This is a genomic window from Bifidobacterium olomucense (assembly GCF_012932375.1).
In the GTDB taxonomy this organism is placed as follows: Bacteria; Actinomycetota; Actinomycetes; order Actinomycetales; family Bifidobacteriaceae; genus Bifidobacterium; species Bifidobacterium olomucense.
Map to the genome: position 1 here is coordinate 177,572 of NZ_JAAIIG010000005.1, position 24,536 is coordinate 202,107.

General features: G+C 61.4%; 18 protein-coding genes. 13 read left to right on the plus strand and 5 right to left on the minus strand.

Annotation, left to right across the window (positions count from 1 at the left end):
• Positions 1-139: 139 nt before the first annotated feature.
• From G1C97_RS07220 to G1C97_RS07230, 3 genes are all read right to left on the minus strand, one after another.
• A complete protein-coding gene (locus tag G1C97_RS07220; RefSeq protein ID WP_240951046.1) occupies positions 140-523 on the minus strand; it encodes a hypothetical protein in 384 nt (127 codons plus the stop codon).
• Complete coding sequence (locus tag G1C97_RS07225) at positions 520-882, minus strand: hypothetical protein (protein WP_169241197.1); 363 nt, start codon at positions 880-882, stop codon at positions 520-522. The genes G1C97_RS07220 and G1C97_RS07225 overlap by 4 nt, the downstream gene beginning before the upstream one ends.
• A 101-nt stretch (positions 883-983) precedes the next feature.
• Positions 984-1,910 (minus strand): AraC family transcriptional regulator, encoded by a 927-nt coding sequence (locus tag G1C97_RS07230; protein ID WP_169241198.1) that lies wholly within the window; start codon positions 1,908-1,910, stop codon positions 984-986.
• A gap of 272 nt (positions 1,911-2,182) precedes the next feature.
• Here G1C97_RS07230 and G1C97_RS07235 point away from each other — a divergent pair, with 272 nt between their 5' ends.
• The gene (locus G1C97_RS07235; RefSeq protein ID WP_169241199.1) at positions 2,183-5,527 is read left to right on the plus strand and encodes a tetratricopeptide repeat protein; all 3,345 of its coding nucleotides are present in this window, start codon (positions 2,183-2,185) and stop codon (positions 5,525-5,527) included.
• Between the two features lie 112 nt (positions 5,528-5,639).
• Here the strand turns inward: G1C97_RS07235 and G1C97_RS07240 are convergent, their stop codons facing one another.
• On the minus strand, positions 5,640-6,896 hold the full coding sequence (locus G1C97_RS07240) for a CdaR family transcriptional regulator (RefSeq protein ID WP_169241200.1): 1,257 nt from the start codon (positions 6,894-6,896) through the stop codon (positions 5,640-5,642).
• Between the two features lie 214 nt (positions 6,897-7,110).
• On the opposite strand from G1C97_RS07240, the gene G1C97_RS07245 reads away from it, so the two are divergent.
• The 6 genes from G1C97_RS07245 to G1C97_RS07270 all read left to right on the plus strand — a co-directional run bounded on the left by G1C97_RS07245 (position 7,111) and on the right by G1C97_RS07270 (position 14,978).
• Complete coding sequence (locus tag G1C97_RS07245) at positions 7,111-8,262, plus strand: glycerate kinase (protein ID WP_169241201.1); 1,152 nt, start codon at positions 7,111-7,113, stop codon at positions 8,260-8,262.
• A 238-nt stretch (positions 8,263-8,500) separates the two neighbouring features.
• Positions 8,501-9,754 (plus strand): ABC transporter substrate-binding protein, encoded by a 1,254-nt coding sequence (locus tag G1C97_RS07250; RefSeq protein WP_169241202.1) that lies wholly within the window; start codon positions 8,501-8,503, stop codon positions 9,752-9,754.
• Between the two features lie 11 nt (positions 9,755-9,765).
• Entirely contained in the window at positions 9,766-10,770 is a 1,005-nt protein-coding gene (locus G1C97_RS07255; protein WP_240951047.1) for a carbohydrate ABC transporter permease, read from the plus strand.
• Positions 10,771-10,829: 59 nt separating this feature from the next.
• Positions 10,830-11,657 carry a carbohydrate ABC transporter permease gene (locus G1C97_RS07260; protein WP_417852218.1) on the plus strand — a complete coding sequence of 276 codons (828 nt, stop codon included), beginning with the start codon at positions 10,830-10,832 and terminating at the stop codon, positions 11,655-11,657.
• Between the two features lie 176 nt (positions 11,658-11,833).
• On the plus strand, positions 11,834-14,125 hold the full coding sequence (locus G1C97_RS07265) for a beta-galactosidase (RefSeq protein WP_169241203.1): 2,292 nt from the start codon (positions 11,834-11,836) through the stop codon (positions 14,123-14,125).
• A 190-nt stretch (positions 14,126-14,315) separates the two neighbouring features.
• Positions 14,316-14,978, plus strand: coding sequence for an HAD family hydrolase (locus G1C97_RS07270; RefSeq protein ID WP_335341348.1), 663 nt, complete (start codon positions 14,316-14,318; stop codon positions 14,976-14,978).
• On the opposite strand, the gene G1C97_RS07275 is transcribed toward G1C97_RS07270, so the two are convergent.
• Positions 14,975-15,919: an AEC family transporter gene (locus G1C97_RS07275; protein ID WP_169241204.1), complete on the minus strand. Its 945-nt coding sequence runs from the start codon at positions 15,917-15,919 to the stop codon at positions 14,975-14,977. The genes G1C97_RS07270 and G1C97_RS07275 overlap by 4 nt on opposite strands.
• 250 nt (positions 15,920-16,169) lie before the next feature.
• Here G1C97_RS07275 and dapE point away from each other — a divergent pair, with 250 nt between their 5' ends.
• From dapE to proB, 6 genes are all read left to right on the plus strand, one after another.
• A complete protein-coding gene (gene dapE, locus G1C97_RS07280; RefSeq protein ID WP_240951048.1) occupies positions 16,170-17,438 on the plus strand; it encodes a succinyl-diaminopimelate desuccinylase in 1,269 nt (422 codons plus the stop codon).
• A gap of 330 nt (positions 17,439-17,768) precedes the next feature.
• On the plus strand, positions 17,769-20,813 hold the full coding sequence (locus G1C97_RS07285; RefSeq protein WP_169241205.1) for an Rne/Rng family ribonuclease: 3,045 nt from the start codon (positions 17,769-17,771) through the stop codon (positions 20,811-20,813).
• Between the two features lie 233 nt (positions 20,814-21,046).
• Positions 21,047-21,355 carry a 50S ribosomal protein L21 gene (rplU, locus tag G1C97_RS07290; protein WP_100497141.1) on the plus strand — a complete coding sequence of 103 codons (309 nt, stop codon included), beginning with the start codon at positions 21,047-21,049 and terminating at the stop codon, positions 21,353-21,355.
• A gap of 22 nt (positions 21,356-21,377) precedes the next feature.
• The gene (gene rpmA / locus G1C97_RS07295; protein WP_100497140.1) at positions 21,378-21,629 is read left to right on the plus strand and encodes a 50S ribosomal protein L27; all 252 of its coding nucleotides are present in this window, start codon (positions 21,378-21,380) and stop codon (positions 21,627-21,629) included.
• A 77-nt stretch (positions 21,630-21,706) separates the two neighbouring features.
• Complete coding sequence (gene obgE, locus G1C97_RS07300) at positions 21,707-23,398, plus strand: GTPase ObgE (RefSeq protein ID WP_169241206.1); 1,692 nt, start codon at positions 21,707-21,709, stop codon at positions 23,396-23,398.
• A gap of 2 nt (positions 23,399-23,400) precedes the next feature.
• Positions 23,401-24,534 (plus strand): glutamate 5-kinase, encoded by a 1,134-nt coding sequence (gene proB, locus G1C97_RS07305; protein WP_169241207.1) that lies wholly within the window; start codon positions 23,401-23,403, stop codon positions 24,532-24,534.
• Positions 24,535-24,536 lie beyond the last annotated feature (2 nt).

The window sequence follows — 24,536 nt, forward strand, 5'->3', positions numbered from 1 at the left end:
CTTCTCTGGTAAGGGTTGAGTTTGGGAAACCGTCTTCGGCTTCTTGAGCCCAATCCTCAATCATCTTATCGGTGATTGGTGTGCCATCGGGTGTGGTGTATCGCTTCATCTCTGGTCCTTAGTTGAGATTGGATAATGGCTATTGCAGCTGGGCCAAACGCCGGTAGATGTCGGAGGGCAGGTGCCGATTGCCGAAGCCTTTGACTCGGATGCCGTCGGCGGTGCGCATGTATACGATGCGCATATCGGCGCGGGATTGCTGTCCTCGCCGGTGTTGGAAGTGGAACGACTTCCAGCCGGCGAAGTCGTATTTCAGTTCGCTGCCCTCTACCGTACCTTCCGTGAGCTGTGTCATAGCGCGGTGAACGGACGCAACAGCGATTTTGAATTCGTCCTCATCCGGCCATACGTAGGCAAGCAGAATCACATCATCAGCGAGGGTGTCCGGATCCATCTGCAATCCGCGAACCGATGCGATGATGGCAATGGCCCGCTCTAAAAGTGCGTTGCTGATAGCCATCATTGACCGCCATCGAGAAAAGCGCGCACCTTCTCCTTACGTTTGGACAGACTGTCCTGTGCTGACTGGGACAGGTCAGCTCCGGTCTTCCACTGTTCCTTGTCTCCGCGCGCAATGAACATCTGCTGCATGGTGAATCGCTCGACCTCGGATTCCAATGCATTAATGGCATCCAACATTTCGTTCAGTGACTCCACGGACACCAGATAACCGGCCGTGTCCGTACGGTCGACGATTTCCAGCAAGCCGCGCTCGGCCAACGTCTTACGCCAAGCATTCGAGCGCGACAGTTCCGTCAATCCGATACGAGAGCCCGGAGTAGCAACTTCGCGCAGTGCCTCCGCGCGTTCTTTGATATCCATCCCAATCACCGCCAAACATCAGAATCAACTATGATTTAATTACACATATTATTGTGTATTATAATGTGAACCATAGTCAAATAGGATGATGTAAGCCATTGTCATCGTCGAATTTCGCTGTGCTTGCGGAACTCCATGGGGGTCAGGCCGGTTTTACGCTTGAATGCGGCGCAGAAGGAGCTGGTGTCGGTGAAGCCGCATTCCTCGCAGAGCTGGCGCAGCGAGATATCCGAATTGATCAGACGATATTTCGCCGCATGCATGCGGGCGTCCAGCACGTAGGCGTACGGCGTGTAGCCGGTTTCCTTTTTGAAGACGCGAATGAAATGATATTCGCTCATGTACACCAGTCCGGCCAGCTCGCCCACGGTCAGCGGCTCGTTCAAATGGTTGGCGATATACGCCAGCACGCTTTCGATGGCATGTGGCCCTCGGCGGGCGGCGAGTCCGGAGGCTCCGCCGAGGGCCGACGCTGCCGAGCCTGAGCCGCCGTCAACCGGAGCCGACGCCGCGTCGTCCGCGCCCAGCGCAAACTCGGTGAGCACATCCGTGATGTACTTGGCCATCAACGGTTCCGAAATACGCGCGGCCATATGGAACGTTTCGTAGATTTTCGTCAACTGGGTGATCGCGTATCCTGGTTCGCGCAGCGAGAACACCGAGCCGAGTCGTTCGTGAATCAGCTCGTAATAGGCGCGCGCGGTAGGGCCGTCGAAGTGCAGCCACAGCACGTCGCTGTCTTCGGCGGTGCTGTAGGAGTGATGGGCGTAGCAGTCGACCAGCACGAAGTCGCCGGCAGAGGCATGCTGTGCGCTTTCGCCGAACTTCGACACCACGTCGAACGAGCCGGAGCGGATCGCCATAATCAGGAAACTGTCGAACGAGCTGCGCTCCTGCCGGTAGCCGGCCTCGTAATGGAAGAACCCTGCGCGCAGCGGATGCAGGAACGTGCGCAGCGCCGTTTTGCTGGGTGTGTAGATATAGAATTCCGAACCTTCATTGGTTATGCCATGTTCCGCCGGCTTCATCGCCGCCTCCTTGTGCTGGCTTTGGGCTACGTTGACTTGCGTTACGTGGTGCCAAGCCACGTCACGTTGCGCTGAGCCGCGCCGGGCCGCATCGATCCGCTACTTTGCAACCGCGCCAGTCAAATAGCAATTATTTCATATTGAAGAACAATTACTCTAGATGTCAACGATATTTTCGGCCATAGACTAAAGGCAATCAATCAAAAGATTGTGGCTCGCATGAGTCAAGAAGAACGCAACAACGGTAAACACTACAACGAAGTGGAGCAATCATGGCCGTTACCATTCAGGACACCGTCATCACTATCCCGACCTACGGGATCGGAGCTGCGGACAAGAACCCGCAGTTCATCGAAAAGCGCGTCTACCAGGGCAGCTCTGGCCGCGTCTACCCATACCCGGTGATCGAAACCATCAGCGACGAGAAGCGCGACAAGGCCTACAAGGCCGTGATCATCGAGAATGAATACCTCGAAATCACCGTGCTTCCCGAACTCGGCGGACGTATCCAGTACGCCAAGGACAAGACCAACAATTACGACTTCGTCTACCGTAACGACGTCATCAAGCCGGCGCTTGTGGGCCTGACCGGCCCGTGGATCTCCGGCGGCATCGAATTCAACTGGCCGCAGCATCACCGCCCGACCACCTACTCGCCGGTGGACTACGACATCAAAGACCTGCCGGACGGCGGCAAGGCGGTGCTCTGCCACGACACCGATCAGATGTACGGCACCCAGGTGGTCACCACCATCGCCCTGCATCCCGGCAAAGCCTACATCGAAATCACCGCACAGCTGTACAACGGCACCGCACTGCCGCAGACCTTCCTGTGGTGGGCGAACCCGGCCGTACCGGTCAACGAGCACACCAAAACCGTGATGCCGCCGGATGTAACCGCAGTCATGGACCACGGCAAGCGCGACGTCTCCCGGTACCCGATCGCCACCGGCACCTACTACAAGCATGACTATTCGCGCGGCGTGGACATCGGCCGCTACAAGAACGTGCCGGTGCCGACCAGCTACATGGCCGCACACTCCGACTACAACTTCGTCGGCGGCTATGATTTCGGCGTCGGCGCAGGCATTCTGCACGTGGCCGACCACCACGTGAGCCCCGGCAAGAAGCAGTGGACCTGGGGCAACGGCGACTTCGGCCGCGCCTGGGACCGCAACCTGACCGACGCCAACGGCCCGTACGTGGAGCTGATGACCGGCGTCTTCACCGACAACCAGCCCGACTTCACCTGGTTGAAGCCCTACGAAGGCAAGACCTTCACCCAGTACTTCATGCCGTACAAGGCCGTGGGCCAGGTCAAGAACGCGTCCATCAAGGCCGCCGTGAACCTGGAGATCGGCCCGGAGGACACGTTCGGTGCCGCCGGCGAGGTCGAAGGCATCGAAGCTCAGGGCTTGAAGGCCGGGCAGGGCCGCGTGACCGTGTACGCCACCAGCGTGTATGAGAACGCCACCGTCACCGTGACCACCAAGGGCGGCAAGACGCTGTACTCCTACACCGGCACGATCAGCCCGAACGACATCGTCCGCGCCGAATTCGAAACCGGCGAGGTTCCGGCCACCGAAATCACCGCCACCGTAGCGGACGCGAACGGCACCGTGCTCATCGACTACACCCCGCAACCAAAGAAGATCGACAAACTGCCGGAGCCGGCCAAGGCCGCCGACGAACCGGCGAAGATCGCCACTAACGAGGAGCTGCTGCTCGCCGGTCTGCATCTGGAACAGTACCGTCACGCCACCTACATGCCGGACCCGTACTACCTCGAAGGCCTGAAGCGCGACCCGCAAGACGCCCGCATCAACAATGCGTACGGCCGTCTGCAGCTGCGCCGCGGTGTGTTCGATTGCGCCGAAGCCCACTTCCGCTCGGCAATCAAGCGTTTGACCAAGCACAACACCCAGCCGTACGATTCCGAGCCGCACTACAACCTTGGCTTGGTCCTGTTCCTGCAGGGCAGGTATGACGAGGCGTTCGACGCCTTCTTCAAGGCCACCTGGGACGATACGCAGAAGGAACGCGCCTTCTTCTACATGGCCGCCATCGCCGCCCGCCGAGGCGACTTCGCGGACGCGCTGGAATACGTGAACAACGCGCTGACCCGCAACACCATGAACATCAAGGCCCGCGGCCTGAAGGCCTACGTGCTGCGCAAGCTCGGACGTACGGACGAGGCCGCGACAGCGCTCGCCGAAAACCTCGCCATCGATGAGTTCGACTTCGTTTCCGGATACGAGCGTGTGCTCGCCGGGGGAGAGCCGGCCGAACTGCAGCGTCTGATGCGCGGCTTCTTCGAAAACTATCTGCAGGCCGCCCGCGACTATGCGCTGTTCGGTGCCTATGAGGAGGCGCTGGACTTGCTTGCCGAAGCCGATCAGTCGAAGCCGATGGTCAAGTATTACGAAGGCTACTATCTTGCCGAACTGGGCCGTGATCTTGGTGCCAAGGCCGCGTTCGAGGCCGCCGAGGCCGCGCCAAGCGACTACTGCTTCCCGAACAAGCTGGAGGATATCGCGCCGCTTGAGAAGGCCATCGCAGTGGTGGACGGCGCCAAGGCCCCGTACTACCTCGGCTGCCTCTACTACGACAAGGTGCAGGCCGACAAAGCCATCGCCCTGTGGGAGCAGTCGCGCGATCTTGACCCTGAATTCCCGACCGTACACCGCAATCTGGCGCTCGCCTACTACAACAAGCGCGGTGACGCGGCGGCTGCCAAGGTCGAAATCGAACAGGCCTACGCACTGGACGAATCCGATGCCCGCGTGTTCTTGGAAACCGACCAGCTGCATCGCAAGATCGGCTGGACCTACGCCCAGCGTCTCACCGAGTTCGAAAAGCATCTCGACGTGGTGGCCAAGCGCGACGACTTGTTCATCGAATACCTGACCGTGCTCAACCTGACCGGCAACTACGCCAAGGCCTACGAGCTGATGAGCCAGCGCCGCTTCCACCCGTGGGAGGGCGGCGAAGGCAAGATCACCGGCCAGTACCGCATCGCACTGACCCTGCTCGCCAAGGATGCGATGGCGGCCGGCGACTGGGCCAAGGCCAAGGAACTGCTGGTCAAGACGCTCGTCTACCCCGAGAACTTGGGCGAAGGCAAGCTCGAAGGCCAGAAGGACAACGATATCCACTACTACCTCGGTGTGGTGGAGCGCGCACTTGGCGACGAGGAAGCGGCCCGCGCTGAATTCCGTCAGGCCACCATCGGCCCCGACGAGGTGAAGGGCGCGATGTACTACAACGACCAGCCCGCCGAAATGATCCTCTTCCAAGGTCTCGCCCACAAGGCGCTTGGCGAGGAAGGCCCGGCCAACGCCCGATTCTACCGTCTGCTGGACTACGGTGAGCAGCACCTCGACGATCAGGTCAAGATCGATTACTTCGCCGTCTCCCTGCCGGACTTCCTCATCTTCGAAAACGACTACACGAAGATGAACCGCGTCCACTGCGAATACCTGATGGGACTCGCGAACATCGGCCGCGGCGAACGCGAGGAAGCCGAACGTTTCCTCACCGAAGCCCTGGGCGCAGACCCCAGCCACATCCAGGCCAACCTGTTCACCGATGAGGTGATGAATCGTCACGTGCTGTGATGTCCTGTGAACATCTGTGCGCCGGCTCCCTGTCTTCCGAGGGGGAGCCGGCGCTTCCGTATGCCGTAAGCGAGGCCGTGCGTCACGTACCGCGCGTCGCGTGCCGCGCTGATCATGGAGTAGTCCGCCAGAACTTCAGCAGTCGCCGCAGCGCAAACGCCAAGGCCAGCAACGTGTAGTCGCCTAAATCACGCGGATTGTAACCGGTTGCGCGAGCGATTTTATTGAGTCGATTCTGCACGGTGTTCTTATGGAGAAACAGCTCCTCGGCCGTGTGCCCGATGCTGCCGTTGTGCCGCGTGTACGCGTCGAACAGTACAGCCGCCTCGTCCTTCTCCTTCTCGGTGAGGCCGTCCAAAATCCGATTCGAGAAACGTTCGGCAGTCGTATCTTTGATCGCGCACAACGCCATGCCCAGCGTGGAATCGTCATAGTCCAGTGTACGTGGGTAACCGGTGCTGATTTCAGGGGCGACTGCAACTGCAGTCTCCGCGCCGGCCGCAATGTTGCGTTGCCGATGCAGAAACGCCAGCCATAATTCGGCGCTGCGCGCTTGCAGATACGCTTCTCGATAGTCGGCAATAGCGTCTACCGGCTCACTGACGCCGAACACCAACGGATACCCGGTGGATTGGGACACCGCTTGCGAAATGCGGTCGAGCACTTCCCGATGCGCAGTGGTGCCGGAGCCGACGACGCTACTGTCTGCGGCGAGAATCAAACGAAATTCGCCACCGTATATGGAATACAGACTGTGCGGCTGATCTGTCATAAGGCGATCGACCATATCGTAGGTGCTGTCTTGCGTGATGTCGTTGTGTACCGTGCCGACGCGCTGCACGGTCCTGTTGCGCAGCTCCTGCGGCACATGCAGCCGCCCTACCGCCACCACACGCGGCACGGTGAGATCCACGCTCAACGTGTCCGTCAGGTAGCCGATCAACCCGGTATCCGGCTGTGGCGCGATCAACAGATTCGTGAGGTTCGCGGCCATCATGCGTCTATCGAACCGGGAGACCTGCTCCATGTTTTCGCGCACCAAAATCTCGGTCATCTTCTTGATGACGTTGCCGAACGGCTCCACTTCGGCGCGCTGGCCGGTGATGCCGATCACGGCGATCACCGCGTCGCCCTGCATCACCGGCACATTGATGCCGTCACGCGCGCCGGCGAACGGATGCTTGGCGTCCACCGCCACGCTTTGCTTGGTGCGTGCGGCGAGCCGCGCGGCCTCATGATCGGTGTCCACGCGGGTAGGATCGGTGCTGGCGATGATATGGCCGTTGGTGTCGAAGAAGTTGATGTCGTGGCTTAACGCGCCTTTGATGTTCTCCACGATGGTGGAGGCGATGCGTGGGTCGATGTCCATCTTCGGCTCCTTTGCTTGGCTCGACTGCCTTGGTTGCTACGACTGCTTGAACCCTCCATATATGGTACCTGTACCATATAAATCCGTGAATTGCTTGGGTTTTATGGCCTCAAGATAGTTGTATATACCATGTGCTGTCGGTGATACTAGTACCGTCCACAACAACGATGGGCATACGGTATATCAAGGAACGCGCTGTGCGGGAGGTGCTCAAGTGAAGTTCGTCATCGCTCCTGATTCGTTCAAAAACTGCATGACCGCGCGCGAGGCGGCCGAAGCCATCCGCTCCGGGCTTGCCGTGGTGTTCCCCGATGCCGACTACGACATGGTGCCGATGGCGGACGGGGGCGAAGGTACGGTACAAGCGCTGGTGGATGCCACCGGCGGCACCTTGCGCCAGACCACAGTGCTCGATCCGCTGCAACGGCCCGTACTTGCGACCTATGGATTGCTGGGGGTTGACGGTGACGCACCAACCGCGGTCATCGAAATGGCCGCCGCCTCGGGCATCGGTTTCGTAGACGAGTCCACGGAAAATCCGCTCGCCGCCACCACTTACGGGACTGGGCAGCTCATCCGCGCGGCCCTCGATGATGGTGCCGAACGCATCATCATCGGCATCGGTGGTTCGGCCACCAACGATGGCGGGGCCGGCATGGCCGAAGCGTTGGGGGTCGGATTCCTCGATGCTCGCGGCAACGCCATCAAGCGTGGGGGAGGTGCTCTCAGCCAACTGAGCACTATCGATACCGCCGGTCTCGACCCACGTCTGAAGAGCACGGAGATCCTCATCGCCTCCGATGTGGATAACCCGCTGACCGGTCCGCACGGCGCGTCCGCCGTGTTCGGTCCGCAAAAAGGTGCCACGCCGGCGATGGTCGGTCAGTTGGACAAGGCCCTTGTCCATTACGCCGCGTTGATCAAGGATCAACTCGGTTGCGACGTGGCCCGCATTCCGGGCGCAGGCGCGGCCGGTGGTCTTGGCGCGGGATTGCTGGCCTTCACCGACGCGCGCATGCAATCCGGCGTGGAAATCGTGGCGCAAACCGTGCGGCTTGCGCAAAGGGCCGCAGATGCCGATTACTGCATCACCGGCGAAGGCGGCATCGATGCGCAAACCCAATACGGCAAAACGCCGATGGGCGTGGCGCGAACCGTGCGCCAGGGCAATCCGCATATCGGCGTCATCGCTCTGGCCGGATATGTAGGCAGCGGCATCGGCCCACTCTACGATCTTGGCATCGATGCGATATTCGGCATTGCTCCGGGAGCGACCACGTTGGCGCAGGCGCTTGCCGATGGACCGCGAAACCTTGCGCGCGCGGCCGAAAATGTTGCCCGGCTGATTGCGCTGAGCCAGCGGTGAAGTCGGCGGCGCTATGCCCGACAATCACCCATAGCCAATAGCAATAATTTCATACTGGCGCGCAATTTATGCCGGTAAATCAGGCGAATAGCGCAATAGTATGAAATCAATAACAGCAAAGCAGCAACCAGAACGAAGCAGTTCGGCAGTCGCTTTGGAATACACCTTTGGCGTGATATGCGTCCAATCCCCCAACCAGCAGGCTTGGCGCAAGCATGCCCTGATGAAAGGAACCATCATGAAGAAAACTTGGCAGACCATCGTCGGCGCCGGTGCCGCGATCGCCATGATCGCCTCCCTCGCAGGCTGCGGATCAGGCAGCGCATCCGGTAAAACGGAGCTCTCGTTCTTCGCGAACAATACACAGGACGTCTACCAGCCGGTGATCGACGCGTTCGAAAAGAAGAACCCGGACATCAAAGTCAAGTTCAGCACCACCAACGGTGCCCAGGCCGGCTACCAGCAGACCTTGCAGACCCGCATCTCCGGCGGCCAGCTTGCCGACGTATATGTGGCGCCTCCCGAGCAGCTGAGCGACCTGGTCAAGAACGGCGTGGCCAAGGACCTGACCAACGAATCGTTCATGGAGCGCATCGGCGATACGAACAAGGCCCAAGCCAGCGTGGACGGCAAGGTGTACGCCATGTCCATTACCGCATGGACCAACGCCTACGCCTACAACAAGGACCTGCTTGCCAAGGCCGGTTACGATTCCATTCCCGAAACCTGGGATGAGTTCATCGACATGTTGAAGGCGCTGAAGGATGCGGGCGTCGAGAAGCCGTATCTGGAGCCCAAGGCGGGTCTTGGCGCTCTGGTGGAAGGCTGGATCGGCTACGATTCCTCCAAGCAATCCAAGAGCATCGATCAGCAGATCGGCGACGGCAGCTCCACCTTCGCCAAGAGCTACACCAAGTACTACAAGGAATGGGCCAAGCTGTTCGACGCCGGCGTGATGGGCTCCGAAGTCACCGGTCTCGCGGACGATCAGGTCCGCTCCGAATTCGCGGCCGGCCGCCTGGCCGTTATGCCGTCCGGATACTGGGATGTGAACACGTTCAAGGACGCCGGCATCAACTTCGCATTCGGCCGGATGCCGATGCTGCATAAGGGAGACACGCCTTACGCCCCCGGTGCCGCTGATTCCGGCTACGCCATCAACGCCAAGATCGATGGAGCCAAGCTCAAGGCCGCCGAATCCTTCCTCGACTTCCTCTCCTCTGAAGAAGGCCTGAAGCTCATCCAAGACAACATGGGTCTGATCCCGTCCACCAAGAACTACACGCCGGACATCGATGAGACCTTCAAAGAGCCGTACGACCTCTACCTGAAGACCGGCAACGTGTATCTGAACACGCTCGGCTGGCCCGCCAGCGGCCGCAGCGCCCTGCGCGCCGAAACCTTCGCCCAGCTGCAGCAGGTGGCGCTCGGCTCCATCACCCCGGCTCAGGCCACCGCCAACCTGGATACCAAGCTCAAGACGCTGTCCTGAAGGTGAATGACATGTCACAGGCAACCGCAATAGTCACCGCGTCCGCCCTTCCCGAGGCGGGCGCGGCCCCCGCCCGAGCCATTGCCGGCTCAGTCCAGGACTTTGAAGCTTCCCACACCCGCGATCGCAAACGTCGCAATCTCATGGAGAACCTCACCTCCGTGCGATTCCTGCTGCCACTGCTCGCGGTGTACATCATCATCGTACTGATTCCATTCCTCCAGAGCATCGTCTTCAGCCTCACCGACTACGACGGCTACGATTTCGCCAACGCCAAGTTCGTAGGAATCGCCAACTATCAGGCGATCTTCCAAGACCAGACCCTGCTTGCCGGCCTCGGCTTCACCCTGCTCTACACCGTGGCCACCACCGTACTGATCACCGCCATCGCGTTGCCGCTGGCCGTGACCCTCAACCGGAAGTTCTTCGGACGCAACTTCGCACGCTCCCTGTTCTTCTTCTTCTCCGTACCTTCGATGGCAGTGCTCGGCCTGGTGTGGCAGTATATCTTCTCGCCGCTCGGCACCGGAGCCGTCAACACTTTCCTCGGCAAGTTCGGTGTGAGCCCGGTACCGTGGCTCTCCAACCCGGCGCTCGCCAAGTTCTGCGTGATTTTCATCGCCGTATGGGCGCAGGTCGGCTGGCACGCCACCCTGTATCTGGCGTACCTGCAAGCCATTCCGGCCGACCTCTACGAACAGGCTTCAGTGGATGGCGCCTCCCGCGGCCAGCAGTTCGTACACATCACGTTGCCGCAGATGGTGCCCGCGATGGGCGTCTCCATCTTCATGCTGCTGACCGGCGGCCTCAAGGTCTACGATCTGCCGTTCACCCTCACCACCGGCGGCCCGGGCAACGCCACCTACACCGTCACCCAGTCCATCATCGTCACCGGCATCGGCTCCGGCCGTTACGGCGTAGGTTCCGCGCTCGGCGTGATGTTCTTCCTGTGCTGCGTGATTCTCGTGGCACTGCAGCAAATCGTCACCTCGCTGATTGAAAAGAGGCTGTCATGACAACGCAGCACATTCCCGCGGCCCCGGCCGATGCCGCACCTGCCGCCCGCGGACTATCCTTGAGCCAACGCGAACGCATTCGCTCCGCCGTCCGTTCGGTAGTGGTCATCGCCATCGCCCTGATTTGTGCAGTGCCGCTGTACGTAGTGGTGATCAACACCTTCAAGAACTCCGGTGATATGGCTGCCGATCCGTTCGGTCTGCCCACGCACTTTACGCTGGAGAACTACACGTACGCGCTGGAGAACCTGCCGGTGGTGCAGGCCACGATCAATACGCTGATCGTGACTGTAGTCGGCGTGTTCTTCATGGTGATCATCGGTGCGCTCGCCGCGTACGGCATGGTGCAGAAGCGCAGCAAGCTTACGGCCGGTATCGGTGCCTTCCTCATGCTTTCGTTCGTGATTCCCGGCCAGACGCTGCTGATTCCGCAGTACAAGATGGAAGCGCAGTTCGGCTTGGTGGATAGTCTGCTTGGTCTGATCGTGCTCTACTTGGGCGGCGCAACATTCTGCTACTTCCTGATCGTGCAGTATATGCGCGGTCTTCCCGGTGAGCTGTTCGAAGCCGCGCGTTTGGATGGCGCGGGCCCGTTCCGCATCTTCTGGCAGATCGTGCTGCCGTTGATTCGTCCGATTCTGATCACCGTGGTGGTATTCGAAACCATGTGGACATGGAACGACTTCATGACCCCGAACATCTACATCTCGTCGACCGAGAAGCAGACGCTGGTGCTGCAGGTGTTCAACGCCATGGGCCAGTTCAGCACCAATTGGCCGCTGTTCATGACCATCACCACCATCGCCCTGATCCCCGTCTTCCTCTTCTTCATCTTCTGCCAAAAGTGGATCGTCGCCGGCCTGGTGGCTGGATCGGTCAAAGGCTGAGCCGTTAAGCGAACAGCCCGGTGGGCTGTTCGTAGGCTCAGCCTGAGCGAGGCGGTAGCCGAGCGAAGGTTGTATTGAGTCCTCGCGTAGCGAGGTCCGTAATTGCTGGGCCGGAGGCGAGCCGTTGCTCCCACCACCCACATCTCATACTTTCTTATTTCCGAAAGGTAATCCCCATGAATCACACCCTTGACCTGACTGGTTTCAAACCGAAGGCCATCACACCGTTCTCCATCACCCGCAACGATTGGGGCGTGGCACCGGATGGCACCGCCGTGGACTTCACCAACTATTACATGACCTTCGACGGCAAGCCGTTCTACGGCGTCTGCGGTGAATTCCACTACTCGCGCATGGACCCCTCGCGCTGGGATGAGCAGCTCGCCAAAATGGCGGCCGGCGGCGTGAACGTCATCGCCACCTACGTGTTCTGGAATCATCACGAAGAGCATGAGAACCAGTGGAACTTCAGCGGCCGCCGCAACATTCGCCGATTCATTAAACTCTGCGCCAAGCACGGACTCAAGGTCATCGTGCGCCTCGGTCCGTTCGATCACGGCGAGGTGCGCAACGGCGGCATCCCGGACTGGATGTACGGCAAGCCTTACGAAGTGCGTTCCGTGGACCCCGGCTTCCTCGACAAGGTCCGCGACCTGTACGCACACGTCGCCGCCCAGCTTGACGGCCTGTACTTCAAGGACGGCGGTCCGATCGTCGCCGCCCAGCTCGACAACGAGTACATGCACTCCTCCTCCCCGTGGGAGATGACCACCGGCATCACCAACGAATGGGTGCCCGGCGGCCACGACGGCTTCGCCTACGTGCATGCGCTGCGCCGCATCGCCGAAGAGGAAGGCATTTCGGTGCCGTTCTACACCAACACCGGCTGGGGCGGCTCCCCGGTGCCGGACGACGTGCTGCCATTGTGGGGCGGCTACGCCTACCGTCCGTGGCTGTTCTATGCCGGCCCCGGCGAGCATCCGGTCACCGACGAATACGTGTACCGCAACTTCCACTCCAACGACTGCCCGCGCGGCGAGGAATTCGCGCCCACCTATGAGCCGGAAACCAAGCCCTACGCCTGCTGCGAGATGGGCGGCGGCATGTTCAGCTCCTACAACTACCGCTTCGTGCTGCCGATGAAGTCGGTGGACGCGATGTCCAACATCAAGATGGCGTCCGGCTGCAATTTCCTCGGCTACTACATGTTCCAGGGTGGCTCCAACCCGATCGGTGATGGCATTTACCTGAACGAAAGCCAGCTGCCGAAGATCTCCTACGACTTCCAGGCGGCGCTCGGCGAATTCGGCCAGACGCGCGAATCCTACCGCCGTATGAAGGCCGTGCATTACTTCGCCTTGGCCTTCGCCGACCGCCTGTGCCCGCTGGGCGTGGCGGTGCCGGACGGTCAGGAATCCGTGGCCCCGACCGATATGGAATCGCTGCGTTGGTGCGTGCGCACCGATGGCGAGCGCGGCTTCGTGTTCCTCAACAACTTCCAGGATCACGCCAGCATGCCGGCCAAGCACGGCGAATCGGTGTCGGTCACCTTGGCTTCCGGCGAAACGGTGACGTTCGACGGCATCGGCCTGGCTTCCGACGAGAACTGCATCCTGCCGTTCAACATGGATCTTGACGGCGTGACGCTTGTCGCCGCCACCGCACAGCCGGTCACCGTGATCGCCCCTGTCGGCGCTGATCATCGCACCTTCGTCTTCCTCAAGCCTGACGGCATGGACGACTGCTGGTTCTGTTTCGCGGACGGTACTGTGCACCATGTGCCGGCCGACGCGGAGATGGAAACCTTCCCGGTTACGGACGAGGCCGGTCACACGGTGACTATCGTCTGCGTGAGCCGGGCCAAAGCCGATTCGATGACCGTGGTTGCGGACGGTACCGCCTTGGTCTTTGCCGGCGAGGCGGTTTCCCAGGATGCCGCACAGCCAAGCATCACCAACGATGGCGCTGCGGTCTACGAACTGGACGGACGGATCGTTGTGGAATCCACTGAAGCTTCCGTTGATGTTTCGTCCTATCCTGCCGAGTTCCTTGCCGGGCAGGGCGTCCGGTACCAGCCGGTTGCCGTGACCCCGAGCGTAGAGAAGCTTTCCGATACCCGTTACGTGATCGACCTGCCCGACGATCTGCTCGCCGCCAACGGCGTGGCTGATATGCGTCTGCGCGTACGCTATTCGGGCGATATCGGCTGGCTGTGGTGCGGCAGCACGCTGGTGGACGACAACTTCTGCAACGGCGACGTGTGGGAGATCGGCCTTAAGGAATACGTGCAGCTGCTCGAAGACCACCGCAACCAACTGGTGCTCACCATCACGCCGAGCAAGGAAGGTGCGAACGTCAACGTGGAGTCCGCAATGGCGGCCCGCATGGAGAACGTCGATGGGCAGCAGGCCGGGCTGGAATCCGTCGAGTTGCAGCCGGTGTATCAGTCTGTGCTGCGCGCGGACTGATTGCAGGTGACTGTTTGCCCGACCGTTGTACAGCCGTTGGGCTGCTAGCCACGATCATGGGATGGTTTCGGTGCATGCCGAGGCCATCCCATCCGTGTTATTGCAGGGTGTTGTTGCAGGGTGTTACTACAGGATTGTCGCGCAAACAGTACCGCAAGCATGCTGATGCGGGGAAGAGGGGAGACCGAGCGTGTCCGTGAATCATGTCGTTGACGTATTGCGGAAGTCCAAGGCGGTGCTGTGGGATTTGGACGGCACCCTGATCGACTCCGACCCGTACTGGGTGACCGCCGAACGCGCGTTGCTGGAATCATACGGCGGCACTTGGGATGATGCGCTCGCCGAAGCGATGCAGGGCGCTTCATTGCCGGTACTGACCCGACTGTTGCGTGAGCGTGGCGTTACGTTGCCGGCCGACGAGATTGTGCGGACGCTGACGGATGCAGTCATGCGTATGGAATCGGAGCGTCTGCCGTGGGTGGAGGGTGCGCGGGAGTTGCTGACTTGGCTTGCGTCTGAAGGGATTCCCTCCGTGCTGGTCACCGGCTCGCCTCGCGTCATTGCGGACAATGTGTTGCGGCAGGCACCGGCCGGCGCGTTCATCGGTGCGATCAGCGGAAGCGATGAGTTGCCGCCCAAACCCAGCCCAGAGCCTTACCGACATGCCGCGCGAATGGCCGGCGTCGACCCACGCAACTGCGTCATTTTCGAGGATTCCCTGCCGGGACTTACCGCCGCACGTGCTTCCGGTGCCGTTGCCGTCGCTGTCACCGGTCACGCGCGCGTGGACGTAACCGGCTGCGGACTGTATGACTTTGCCATCCGCGATTATCGCGAAATGCGTGGGAACTAGCTCAGCAGGAATGCGATAATCGCGATAAACACCGGGCTGGTCATCGTACTGAACAGAATGCCGTCGCGCGCGAAAGTGAGACCCACATTGTAGCGGGCCGCGTAATTGTAGACGTTCTGGCCGGTCGGCAATGCGGCGAGCACCACGCAGGCGTAGAGTTCCGGGCCGCGGAAGCCCATCATGAAGTAAGCCAGCAGGAACGCGATAATCGGCATCACGATATTCTTCAGCACGGCCACAGTGAAGATGGCCGGAATATCGCCCTTCTTCTGCAGTGGTTTGGTGCCGTGCAGCGACATGCCGAACGCCATCAGAATCATCGGCACTGCGGATTCGCCGATCATGTTGATCGGGTCGTAGATGAAGTTCGGCACCGGGAACCAGCCGAGCTTGGCGTTCAGCGCGGAGACCACAATGCCCAGCAGCGAACCGATCAGCAGCGGCTGATGCAGCGGCTGCTTGGCGATTTCCTTGATGGACACCTTGCCCTTGGTGGTCACGTCCAGCACGGTCAGGCCGATCGGTGTGAACAGCGCCTGCTGCATCACCAGAATCGGGGCCACCAGAGCGCCGTTGCCCAGAATGTACGTGGCGACCGGCAGACCGATGTTGTTGGAGTTCAAGTACAGCGAGTTCAGCGCGCCGATGGTGGCGTCCGGGGCCTTCAAATGGAAGAACATGCGGTTCAGGATGAGGAACACGATGCCTACCAGCATGGCGGAGAGGAATGCCACGATAATCGACGGGTGGAAGATGTCGAAGATCGGCTCCTTGGAGAGAATCGCGAACATCAGGCACGGGCTGGACACAAAGAAGGAAAAGCGGTTCAACACCATTTGCGCGGAAGGTCCGCCGATGCGCATGCGTGCCGCCACGTATCCGACGAAGATCACGATGCCAATGACGCAGAAACCCTGCATGGCGCTAATCAAACCGGTCATATTGTTGCTGATGCCTCCCTCTACCGCACCCCAGTGTGGCACACAGCGCTGATTTCGGCTTCATAATCTCACGTACCGGTGTGCGCGGGCGCGCTTTTCGCACGAATCGTGCGTTGGGCGGGTGATTTGGTCGTGCGTAACGCACTTTTCGCACGAATCGGGGGCTAGGCGGGTGATTTGGCCGGGTGTAGCGCTCTTTTCGTGCGAAAAGTACGCTGTGACTTCGGCCGCCTCGATGTAGGCTGTTCCCATGACAAATACGAACTTTGCAGATCAGCCGCAGGACCAGCCGGCTTCGTCTGACCGGTCGTCCCAGCCGATCGTCTTGCCGCAAAACACCACCCGCGCGGAGCAATTGAACAGCTTGCTGACCCAGATCATGGAAAACTTCTCCGTCTCTGATGCGGAAGGCCCGCTCGCCGACGAGATTGAAGCTTTCCTCACGCTTCAGAACCATCTGACCGTCCGCCGTCATGGCGACACCGTGGTCGCCTCCACCGACTTCGGCAAACCGAGCCGTGTGATTCTTGCCGGCCATATCGACACCGTGCCGGTCATCGACAATTTCCCGCCGCGCTGGCTGGAGCCCGGCGACCCGCTGATCCGCGAAGACATCGCCAAGGCCCACCCGAATGAGCGCGTGCTGTGGGGCCGCGGCGCCACGGACATGAAGGCTTCGGACGCGGTGATGCTTTACCTCGCTGCCGTGCTGGACGGCCGCACCGTGCAAAGCGATCCCAAAGTCGATCTCACCTATGTGTTCTATGACCACGAGGAAGTAGTCGCCGAGAAAAACGGACTGCGCAAGGTCGTGGAAACCCACCCCGATTGGATCCAGGGTGATTTCGCCATCATCGGCGAGCCCACCAGCTGCGGCATCGAGGGCGGCTGCAACGGCACGATCCGCTTTGACGTCATCACCCACGGTGTGGCCGCGCATTCGGCGCGAGCCTGGATGGGGGAGAACGCCATTCATAAGGCGGCCGAGATTCTGAACCGACTCAACGCATACGAGCCAGCCACCGTGAACGTGGACGGACTCGACTACCGCGAGGGGCTCAACGCCACGCTGATCTCCGGCGGCAAGGGCACCAACGTCATCCCCGACGAGTGCCGTGTGCATGTCAATTACCGTTTCGCCCCGGACAAGTCGCTGGCCGAAGCCAAAGCGCTGATGATGGGCGCGGACGCCGGCGCTGAACTGGGCAACGGCGAGCATGTGGCTACCGGCGGCGTGTTTGAGGGCTACGGCATCGAGATGAAGGATGAATCGTCGTCCGCGCGTCCGGGCCTTAACGCGCCGCTCGCCCAAGATCTGGTTCGACTGGTCAAGGAACGCACGGGCCACGATCCGCTGGCCAAGTTGGGTTGGACCGATGTGGCCCGTTTCTCCCAGCTCGGCATTCCGGCCGTCAACCTCGGTGCCGGCGACCCGCTGCTGGCGCATAAGCATGATGAGCAGGTGCCCGAGTCGGACCTTACGCTGATGGCCGATCTGCTGACCTCCTGGCTGGTGTGAGGGTCGATGCGAGAACTGGTGCGAGAACTGGCGCGTGAATAACGATCCGGCACGGTTCGTCCGGTCCGACATCACCCAAGTCCGCTTTCGCGCACGTCGTCGTCACGATGTGTGGCATACTGAAAGACGGTGGTTCTGCATAACCGCCCAGCGTGCGCGATGGCGTCGATCCCCTTGCGGCTCTCAAGAATGAGACAACGCAAGCGCCGGTGTCCGCCGTCCCGCAGGACAGACTTGAGACGAAGTTGCCTTTACGCGGCGTGTATTGTCACGCGGCCACGGTGAGAGCGTGGTGTGAGTTACGCGTATGGGCCTGGACGAAGCGTCGCGATGCAGCGCGCCGCGAGGAGCATTGTGCCCACTGATAATCATGATGGTTTCGTTTCCGACGAAACCGGTACCAATACTGTATCCAATGCCGCTCAGAGCGCGGGTGCGAACAGTGCCCAGAACGCTGCCCAGAACGCTGCCCAGAGCACGCCCCAGAGCGCTGAGCCCGTGGTGCGTCGCCGTCGCGGCGGTCGTCGCGTAGTGCGCGACACCGGTGCCGCCGGAGCCTCGCTGGAACTGCAGGTGCAGGAGCGGGCCCCGCTTTTTGAAGCGCCCGTACTCGCTGATGTGGTGTCTGCCGCTGCCGATGATGATGCCGAAACGACGGATGAGGCCCGTCCGTCTCGCCGCCGCTCGCGTCGCGCGGTTGATATGAACGATGATCAGGATCGTCCGAACCGCTCCGCACGCCGCACTCGTTCGTCTGTGTCCCTTGAGGATGACATGGATGATTTCACCGAGCGTCCGTCTCGCCGCCGCATCGCCGACGTGGATGATACGGATGATTACGATGAGCGTCCGTCTCGCCGTTCGCGTCGTGCGCTGATCGACGACGATGAGGACGCTGATCGTGAGGTTCGCCGCCGCTCCCGCCGTGCGCCCATGTCGCTGGACGATGACGAGGATGAGCGTCCACTGCGTCGTCGTTCCCGCCGTACGAATGGCGAAAGCCGCGAGCAGTCGCCGGATGAGCGCCTGTTCGACGCGGTTGAGTCATTGCCGGAAGGCCATCAGGGCGTTCGCCGTGGCAAGCCGATGACCTCGCTGCTCTTCCAGGAGCCGGTGCTGCCCACTTCCCATGTTCGTGACCTTGACGAACAGGACAATCGTGATGACGGCGACGCTCACGTCGACGATCATGACGATGCGTCGGCAGAAGCTGAATCCCGCACGTCCCGTCGTTCCCGCCGTTCGCGCAATCGCGACGATGCCGACGGCCAGCAGCGTGCCGACCGCCGTCGTACCGCAGCCGATCGCGATACTCGCGATGACAATGCCGATGCGGATGCCGGCACCAGCCGTGACGACACCGAATCGGAGGATTCCGGCGAATCCCGTCGTTCCCGCCGTTCCCGCCGCCTGAACGCGCAGGAACGACGTGCCGCCGCCGAAGTCGAGCAGATTGAAGAGGACCTTGAGCTCGACGACATCTCCTACTCGCCGATCGCCGAAGAGGAGGGGGACGAGGAGTCCGACACCACCCGCACGCGTTCCCGTCGCCGTCGCCGTCGTGGTTCTCGTGCCGATGCCGCTGCCAATGACGCGAATGCCGAGCAGGATGCCGTCGCCGAGTCCGACGCCGACGATGAGTCCGCGGCCCGTCGTGATCGCGATCGCGACGAGGACGATGAGGAGCAGACCGTCACCCGTCGCCGTCGCCGCCGCCGCGGCGCGAAGAACGCCGAGACGAGCGAGGAGCAGCCGGCCGAACAGCTGGTTCGCCGCTCCCGCAAGCAGCAGTACATCGACGAGATCACCGATGTGGAAGGTTCCACGCGTCTTGAGGCCAAGAAGCAGCGCCGCCGCGACAATCGTCGTGAACGCAGCCGCCAGAATCAGCTCATGGAGCAGGATTTCCTGGCCCGCCGCGAGAACGTGGACCGTCTGATGGTGGTGCGCGAGAAGGAGCATCACACCCAGATTTCCGTGGTGGAAGACAATGTGCTGGTCGAGCATTACGTCTCCGATATCCAGGAAGTGCAGACGGTAGGCAACATTTATCTCGGCCGTGTGCAGAACGTGCTGCCGAGCATGGAGGCCGCGTTCGTGGACATCGGCCAGGCCCGCAACGGCGTGCTCTACGCCGGCGAGGTCAACTGGGATGCGGCCCGTCTCGAAGGCCAGCCGCGTCGCATCGAGCTGGCGTTCAAGTCCGGCGACCCGGTGCTGGTGCAGGTCACCAAGGATCCGATCGGTCATAAGGGTGCTCGTCTGACCAGTCAGGTCACGCTGGCTGGCCGCTTCCTGGTGCTGGTGCCTTCCGGCGGCATGACCGGCGTGAGCCGCAAGCTGTCCGAGCGCGAACGTTCGAGGCTGAAGAACATCGTCTCCAAGATCGCGCCGAAGGACATGGGCGTGATTATCCGCACCGCGGCCGAGGGCGCCTCCGAAGAGGCCATCACCAAGGATCTTGAGTCTCTGGTGCGCCAGTGGGAGCGTATCAACGCCAAGCGCGAGGAGTTCTGGCATGGCAAGCGCCCGAAGCTGCTGCAGGGCGAGCCGGATGTGGCGATCCGCGTGGTGCGAGACATCTTCAACGACGACTTCAACCAGCTCATCGTGGAAGGCGATAAGGTCTACGACCGCATCGAAGAGTATCTGGACACCATGGCTCCCGACCTGAAAGACAAGCTGGTCAAGTGGGATCCGGCAGAGCACGAAGGCAAGGACGTGTTCGACAAGTGGTCCATCGACTCTCAGCTGCGCAAGGGCATGGAACGCCAGGTGTACCTGCCGTCCGGCGGTTCCATCGTGATTGACCGCACTGAGGCCATGACCACGATCGACGTCAATACCGGCCGTTTCATCGGCAAGGGCAAGTCTCTGGAAGAGACGGTCACGCGTTGCAATCTGGAGGCTTCCGAGGAAATCGCCCGCCAGCTGCGTCTGCGTGATATCGGCGGCATGGTCATGATCGACTACGTGGATATGGTGATGCCCGCCAACCGTGATCTGGTGCTGCGCCGCCTGATCGAATGCCTGGCGCGCGACCGCACCAAGCACCAGGTGGCGGAGGTCACCTCGCTCGGCCTCGTGCAGATGACCCGCAAACGTATCGGTCAAGGCCTGGTGGAGGCCTTCTCCGAGGAATGCCCGACATGCAAGGGCCGCGGTTTCATCCTGCATGACAACCCCACGGTCAGCGCCGAATACGACGATCCGTATGCGTTGCGTGGCGGAGACCCCTTCGTCAAGACGAACAAGCATGGCCGCGGCACCACGCCGGCTCCGGAACCGGCCGGCTCCAGCGCGGACGTCAAGGCCAAGCTGGCGCAGATCGCAGCCGCCGCCGTTGCCGCCAACAACGCGGAGGAAGAGGAGTAGCCGGAACAGCCAGAGTAACCGAGGAGCGGCAGCGATTCTGTCCACGGCTTCAGAGAAGCTGATGTACCGTGGCCGGAGTCGCTGAAGAAGGTGACTGGTGTGTCGTACTTGACACGCGGGCAAAAATCATTTGCGTTAGTCCGCGCGTAGGTGTAAATTCGAAACTCGGTGTCTGACCGCAGGCTCGGTGCGTGTTGGGCAAGGAAGCTTTCCAAAACATAAAAGGAACGATTATGTACGCGATTGTGAAGGCCGGTGGCCATCAGGAAAAGGTCGAGGTTGGCGATACCATCCTCGTGAACCGTCTCAACGCCAAGAAGGGCGATACCGTGGAGTTCCCGGTCTCCCTCGTGGTCGACGGTGCCAACGTGACTCTGGCCGCCGCTGATCTGGCCAAGATCTCCGTCAAGGCCGAAGTGGTGAACGACGAGGCCAAGGGCCCGAAGATCAACATCCAGAAGTACAAGAACAAGACTGGTGTTGCCCGCCGTAAGGGTCACCGCCAGAAGCTGACGCTCGTCAAGATCACGGCGATCGCCTGAGATACAGAAAGGACCATGAATCATGGCACATAAGAAGGGTGCGTCCAGCTCTCGCAACGGTCGCGATTCTAACCCGCAATACCTCGGCGTGAAGAAGTTCGGCGGCGAAGCCGTCGTGGCCGGCAACATCATCGTTCGCCAGCGTGGCACCAACTTCCACCCGGGCCACAACGTCGGCATGGGCAAGGACCACACGCTGTTCGCCCTCACCGACGGCTCCGTGAAGTTCGGCGTCCGCCGCGACCGCAAGGTCGTCGATGTGATCGCCGCCTGAGCGATTCAGAGCATCTAAGCATTTAAGCTGTGAAGCCGCGCCCGCAAGGACGCGGCTTTTTCTGTAAGGTAACCAATATGAGTGATTTTGTGGATCGAGTAACCGTCCATGTCAAGGGCGGTGACGGCGGCAACGGCTCGGCCGGCATCCGTCGTGAAAAATACAAGCCCTTGGCCGGCCCGAACGGCGGCAACGGCGGTGACGGCGGTTCCGTGATCTTCGTGGCCGACCGTAACGCCACCAGCCTGCTCGATTACCGGTTCATGCCGCATCGCGTGGCCGGCAGCGGCACGATGGGCCTGGGCGACAACAAGGACGGCTCCAAAGGCGCAGACCTGATTCTGCCGGTGCCGTGCGGCACTATCGTGTTCGAAGCCCGCGGCGAACAAGGCAAGCCCAAGCATCCCGGCGCACAGCTGGCCGACCTGCGTCATGAGGGTGATCGCGTGGTCGTGGCTCAGGGCGGTGCCGGCGGCCTGGGCAATATCGCCTTGGCCAACAAGACCCGTCGCGCCCCCGGTTTCGCGCTGCTCGGCGAACTGGGCGAAGAGCGAGACGTCATTCTGGAGCTTAAGTCCATCGCCGACGTGGCGTTGGTGGGCTTCCCCTCGGCCGGCAAGTCCTCCCTGATCGCGGCAATGAGCTCGGCCAAGCCGAAAATCGCCGATTACCCGTTCACCACACTGGTGCCGAATCTTGGCGTGGTGATCGCCGGCGATTCCCGGTACACGATCGCCGATGTGCCGGGTCTGATTCCGGGCGCTTCCGAAGGCAAGGGTCTGGGACTGGAGTTCCTGCGTCATATCGAGCGTACGGAAATCATCGCCCATGTGATCGACTGTGCCACGCTGGAACCGGACCGCGACCCGATGTCCGACTATCAGGCGTTGGAAAAGGAGCTTGCGCTCTACGCGGACAAGCTGGAGCTGCCGCTGGGCGCCATCGCGATTCCCGAGCGTCCGCGCATCGTGATCCTCAACAAGATCGACGTGCCGGAAGCCAAGGAACTCGCCGATTTCGTACGTCCGGAATTCGAGGCGATGGGTCTGAAGGTCTTCGAGATCTCCACCGCTTCGCATGAGGGATTGAAGGAGCTCAACTTCGCGCTGTCCGCTTTGGTCAAGGAGATGCGCGAGGAAGTGGCCAACCGCGAGCAGGCCGAAGAGGAGGCCCGCGTGGTGATTAAGCCGTTGGAATCCGCGGCGCGTCGTCGCCGTCGTGCAGACGAGGGCGGTACCGCACTGGAATTCACGGTGGAGCGTCGCGAACTCGGCAATGGCGAAGTGTTCTACGAGGTGCGAGGCACCAAGCCGGAACGCTGGGTGATGCAGACCAACTTCGACAACGACGAGGCCGTGGGCTATCTGGCCGACCGTCTGGCCAAGCTGGGCGTGGAAGACGAGCTGCGCCGCAAGGGCGCCCATCCCGGAGACGAGATTCGTATCGGCCGCGGCCCCCGCATGGTCGAATTCGACTGGGATCCCACCATCTCCGCCGGTGCGGAAATGCTCGACGGCTCCAACCTGGGCGCACGCGGCAAGGATCTGCGTCTGGAAGAGCAGGATCCGCGCTCCCGCCGTCGTTCCAACAGCGAACGTCGTGCCCAGTATCACGCGATGATGGACGCCCGTGCCGCCGTACGCGAGGCGATGATGGCCGAGCGCGCCGCCGGACACTGGGCCGATCCGTCCATCGACGACGATCGCCACGACGAAACCAGTCTGTTCGGTCGCGGCGAAGACGAAGATACCGATACAGAAGAAGAGTGATCATGAGCACACCGAGCCAAGCCGAGGTTCGCAGAAGCATTGCTGCAGCCGGCACCATCGTGGTCAAAGTCGGCTCCAGCTCGCTCACCCAGCCGAGCGGTCACCTTGACCCGGCCAAACTGGACGCGCTGGCCGCGGCCTTGGCTCAAGTGCGACTGATGGGCGGACGAGTGGTGCTGGTGTCTTCCGGCGCGATCGCGGCCGGCTTCGGCCCGCTCGGCTTCGACTCGCGCCCTGCCGACGTGGCCACGCAGCAGGCCACTGCGGCAGTCGGCCAGGGTCTGCTCATGGCCCGTTACGAGACGGCGTTCGGCAGGTTCGGCATTCGCGTGGGCCAGATTCTGATCACTGCGGAAGATACGATCCGCGCCACGCAATACCGCAATGTGCAGCGTACGTTGGACCGACTGCTGGACCTTGGCGTAGTGCCGATCATCAACGAAAATGATTCGTTGGCGTCCAATGAGATTCGTTTCGGCGACAACGACCGCCTTTCCGCACTGATCGCCAACTTGGTACGTGCGGAAGCGCTGGTGTTGCTTACCGATGTGGACGCGCTGTATACCGCGCCGCCTTCCCAGCCGGGGTCGCGTCGCGTGGAATACGTACCCAATGTGATTGATGCGTTGGGCGATATCACGGTTTCCGGTTCCGGCTCGAAAGTGGGCACCGGTGGCATGGTCACCAAGCTGGAGGCGGCTCGCGTGGCGGCGGTATCCGGTATCCCGACCGTGCTGACCTGCGCTTCGAACGCCGGTCCTGCGATGATGGGCGACCCGGTGGGCACGGTGTTCGCTCCGGTGAAGGCCCGCGGCTCTTCGCGACGTCTGTGGATCGGATTCGCTGCCGAGCCGCGCGGCACGATTATGGTCGATGCCGGCGCCGCCGCAGCCATTCGCGGCGGACGCGCCTCGCTGCTGGCCGCAGGTGCGCTGGAGGTGCACGGCAACTTCTCCGCAGGAGACCCGGTGTGGGTGGATTCCGAAGACGGCGAACATCTGGCGCGTGGACTGGCCGGTTTCGACTCCGAAGAGATCCCGCAGATGCTCGGTCGCAATACCGCACAGCTCAAGCGGTTCCTTGGCCCCGAATACGCGCATCCGCTGGTGCATCGCGACAATCTCGTGTTGGTGTAGCG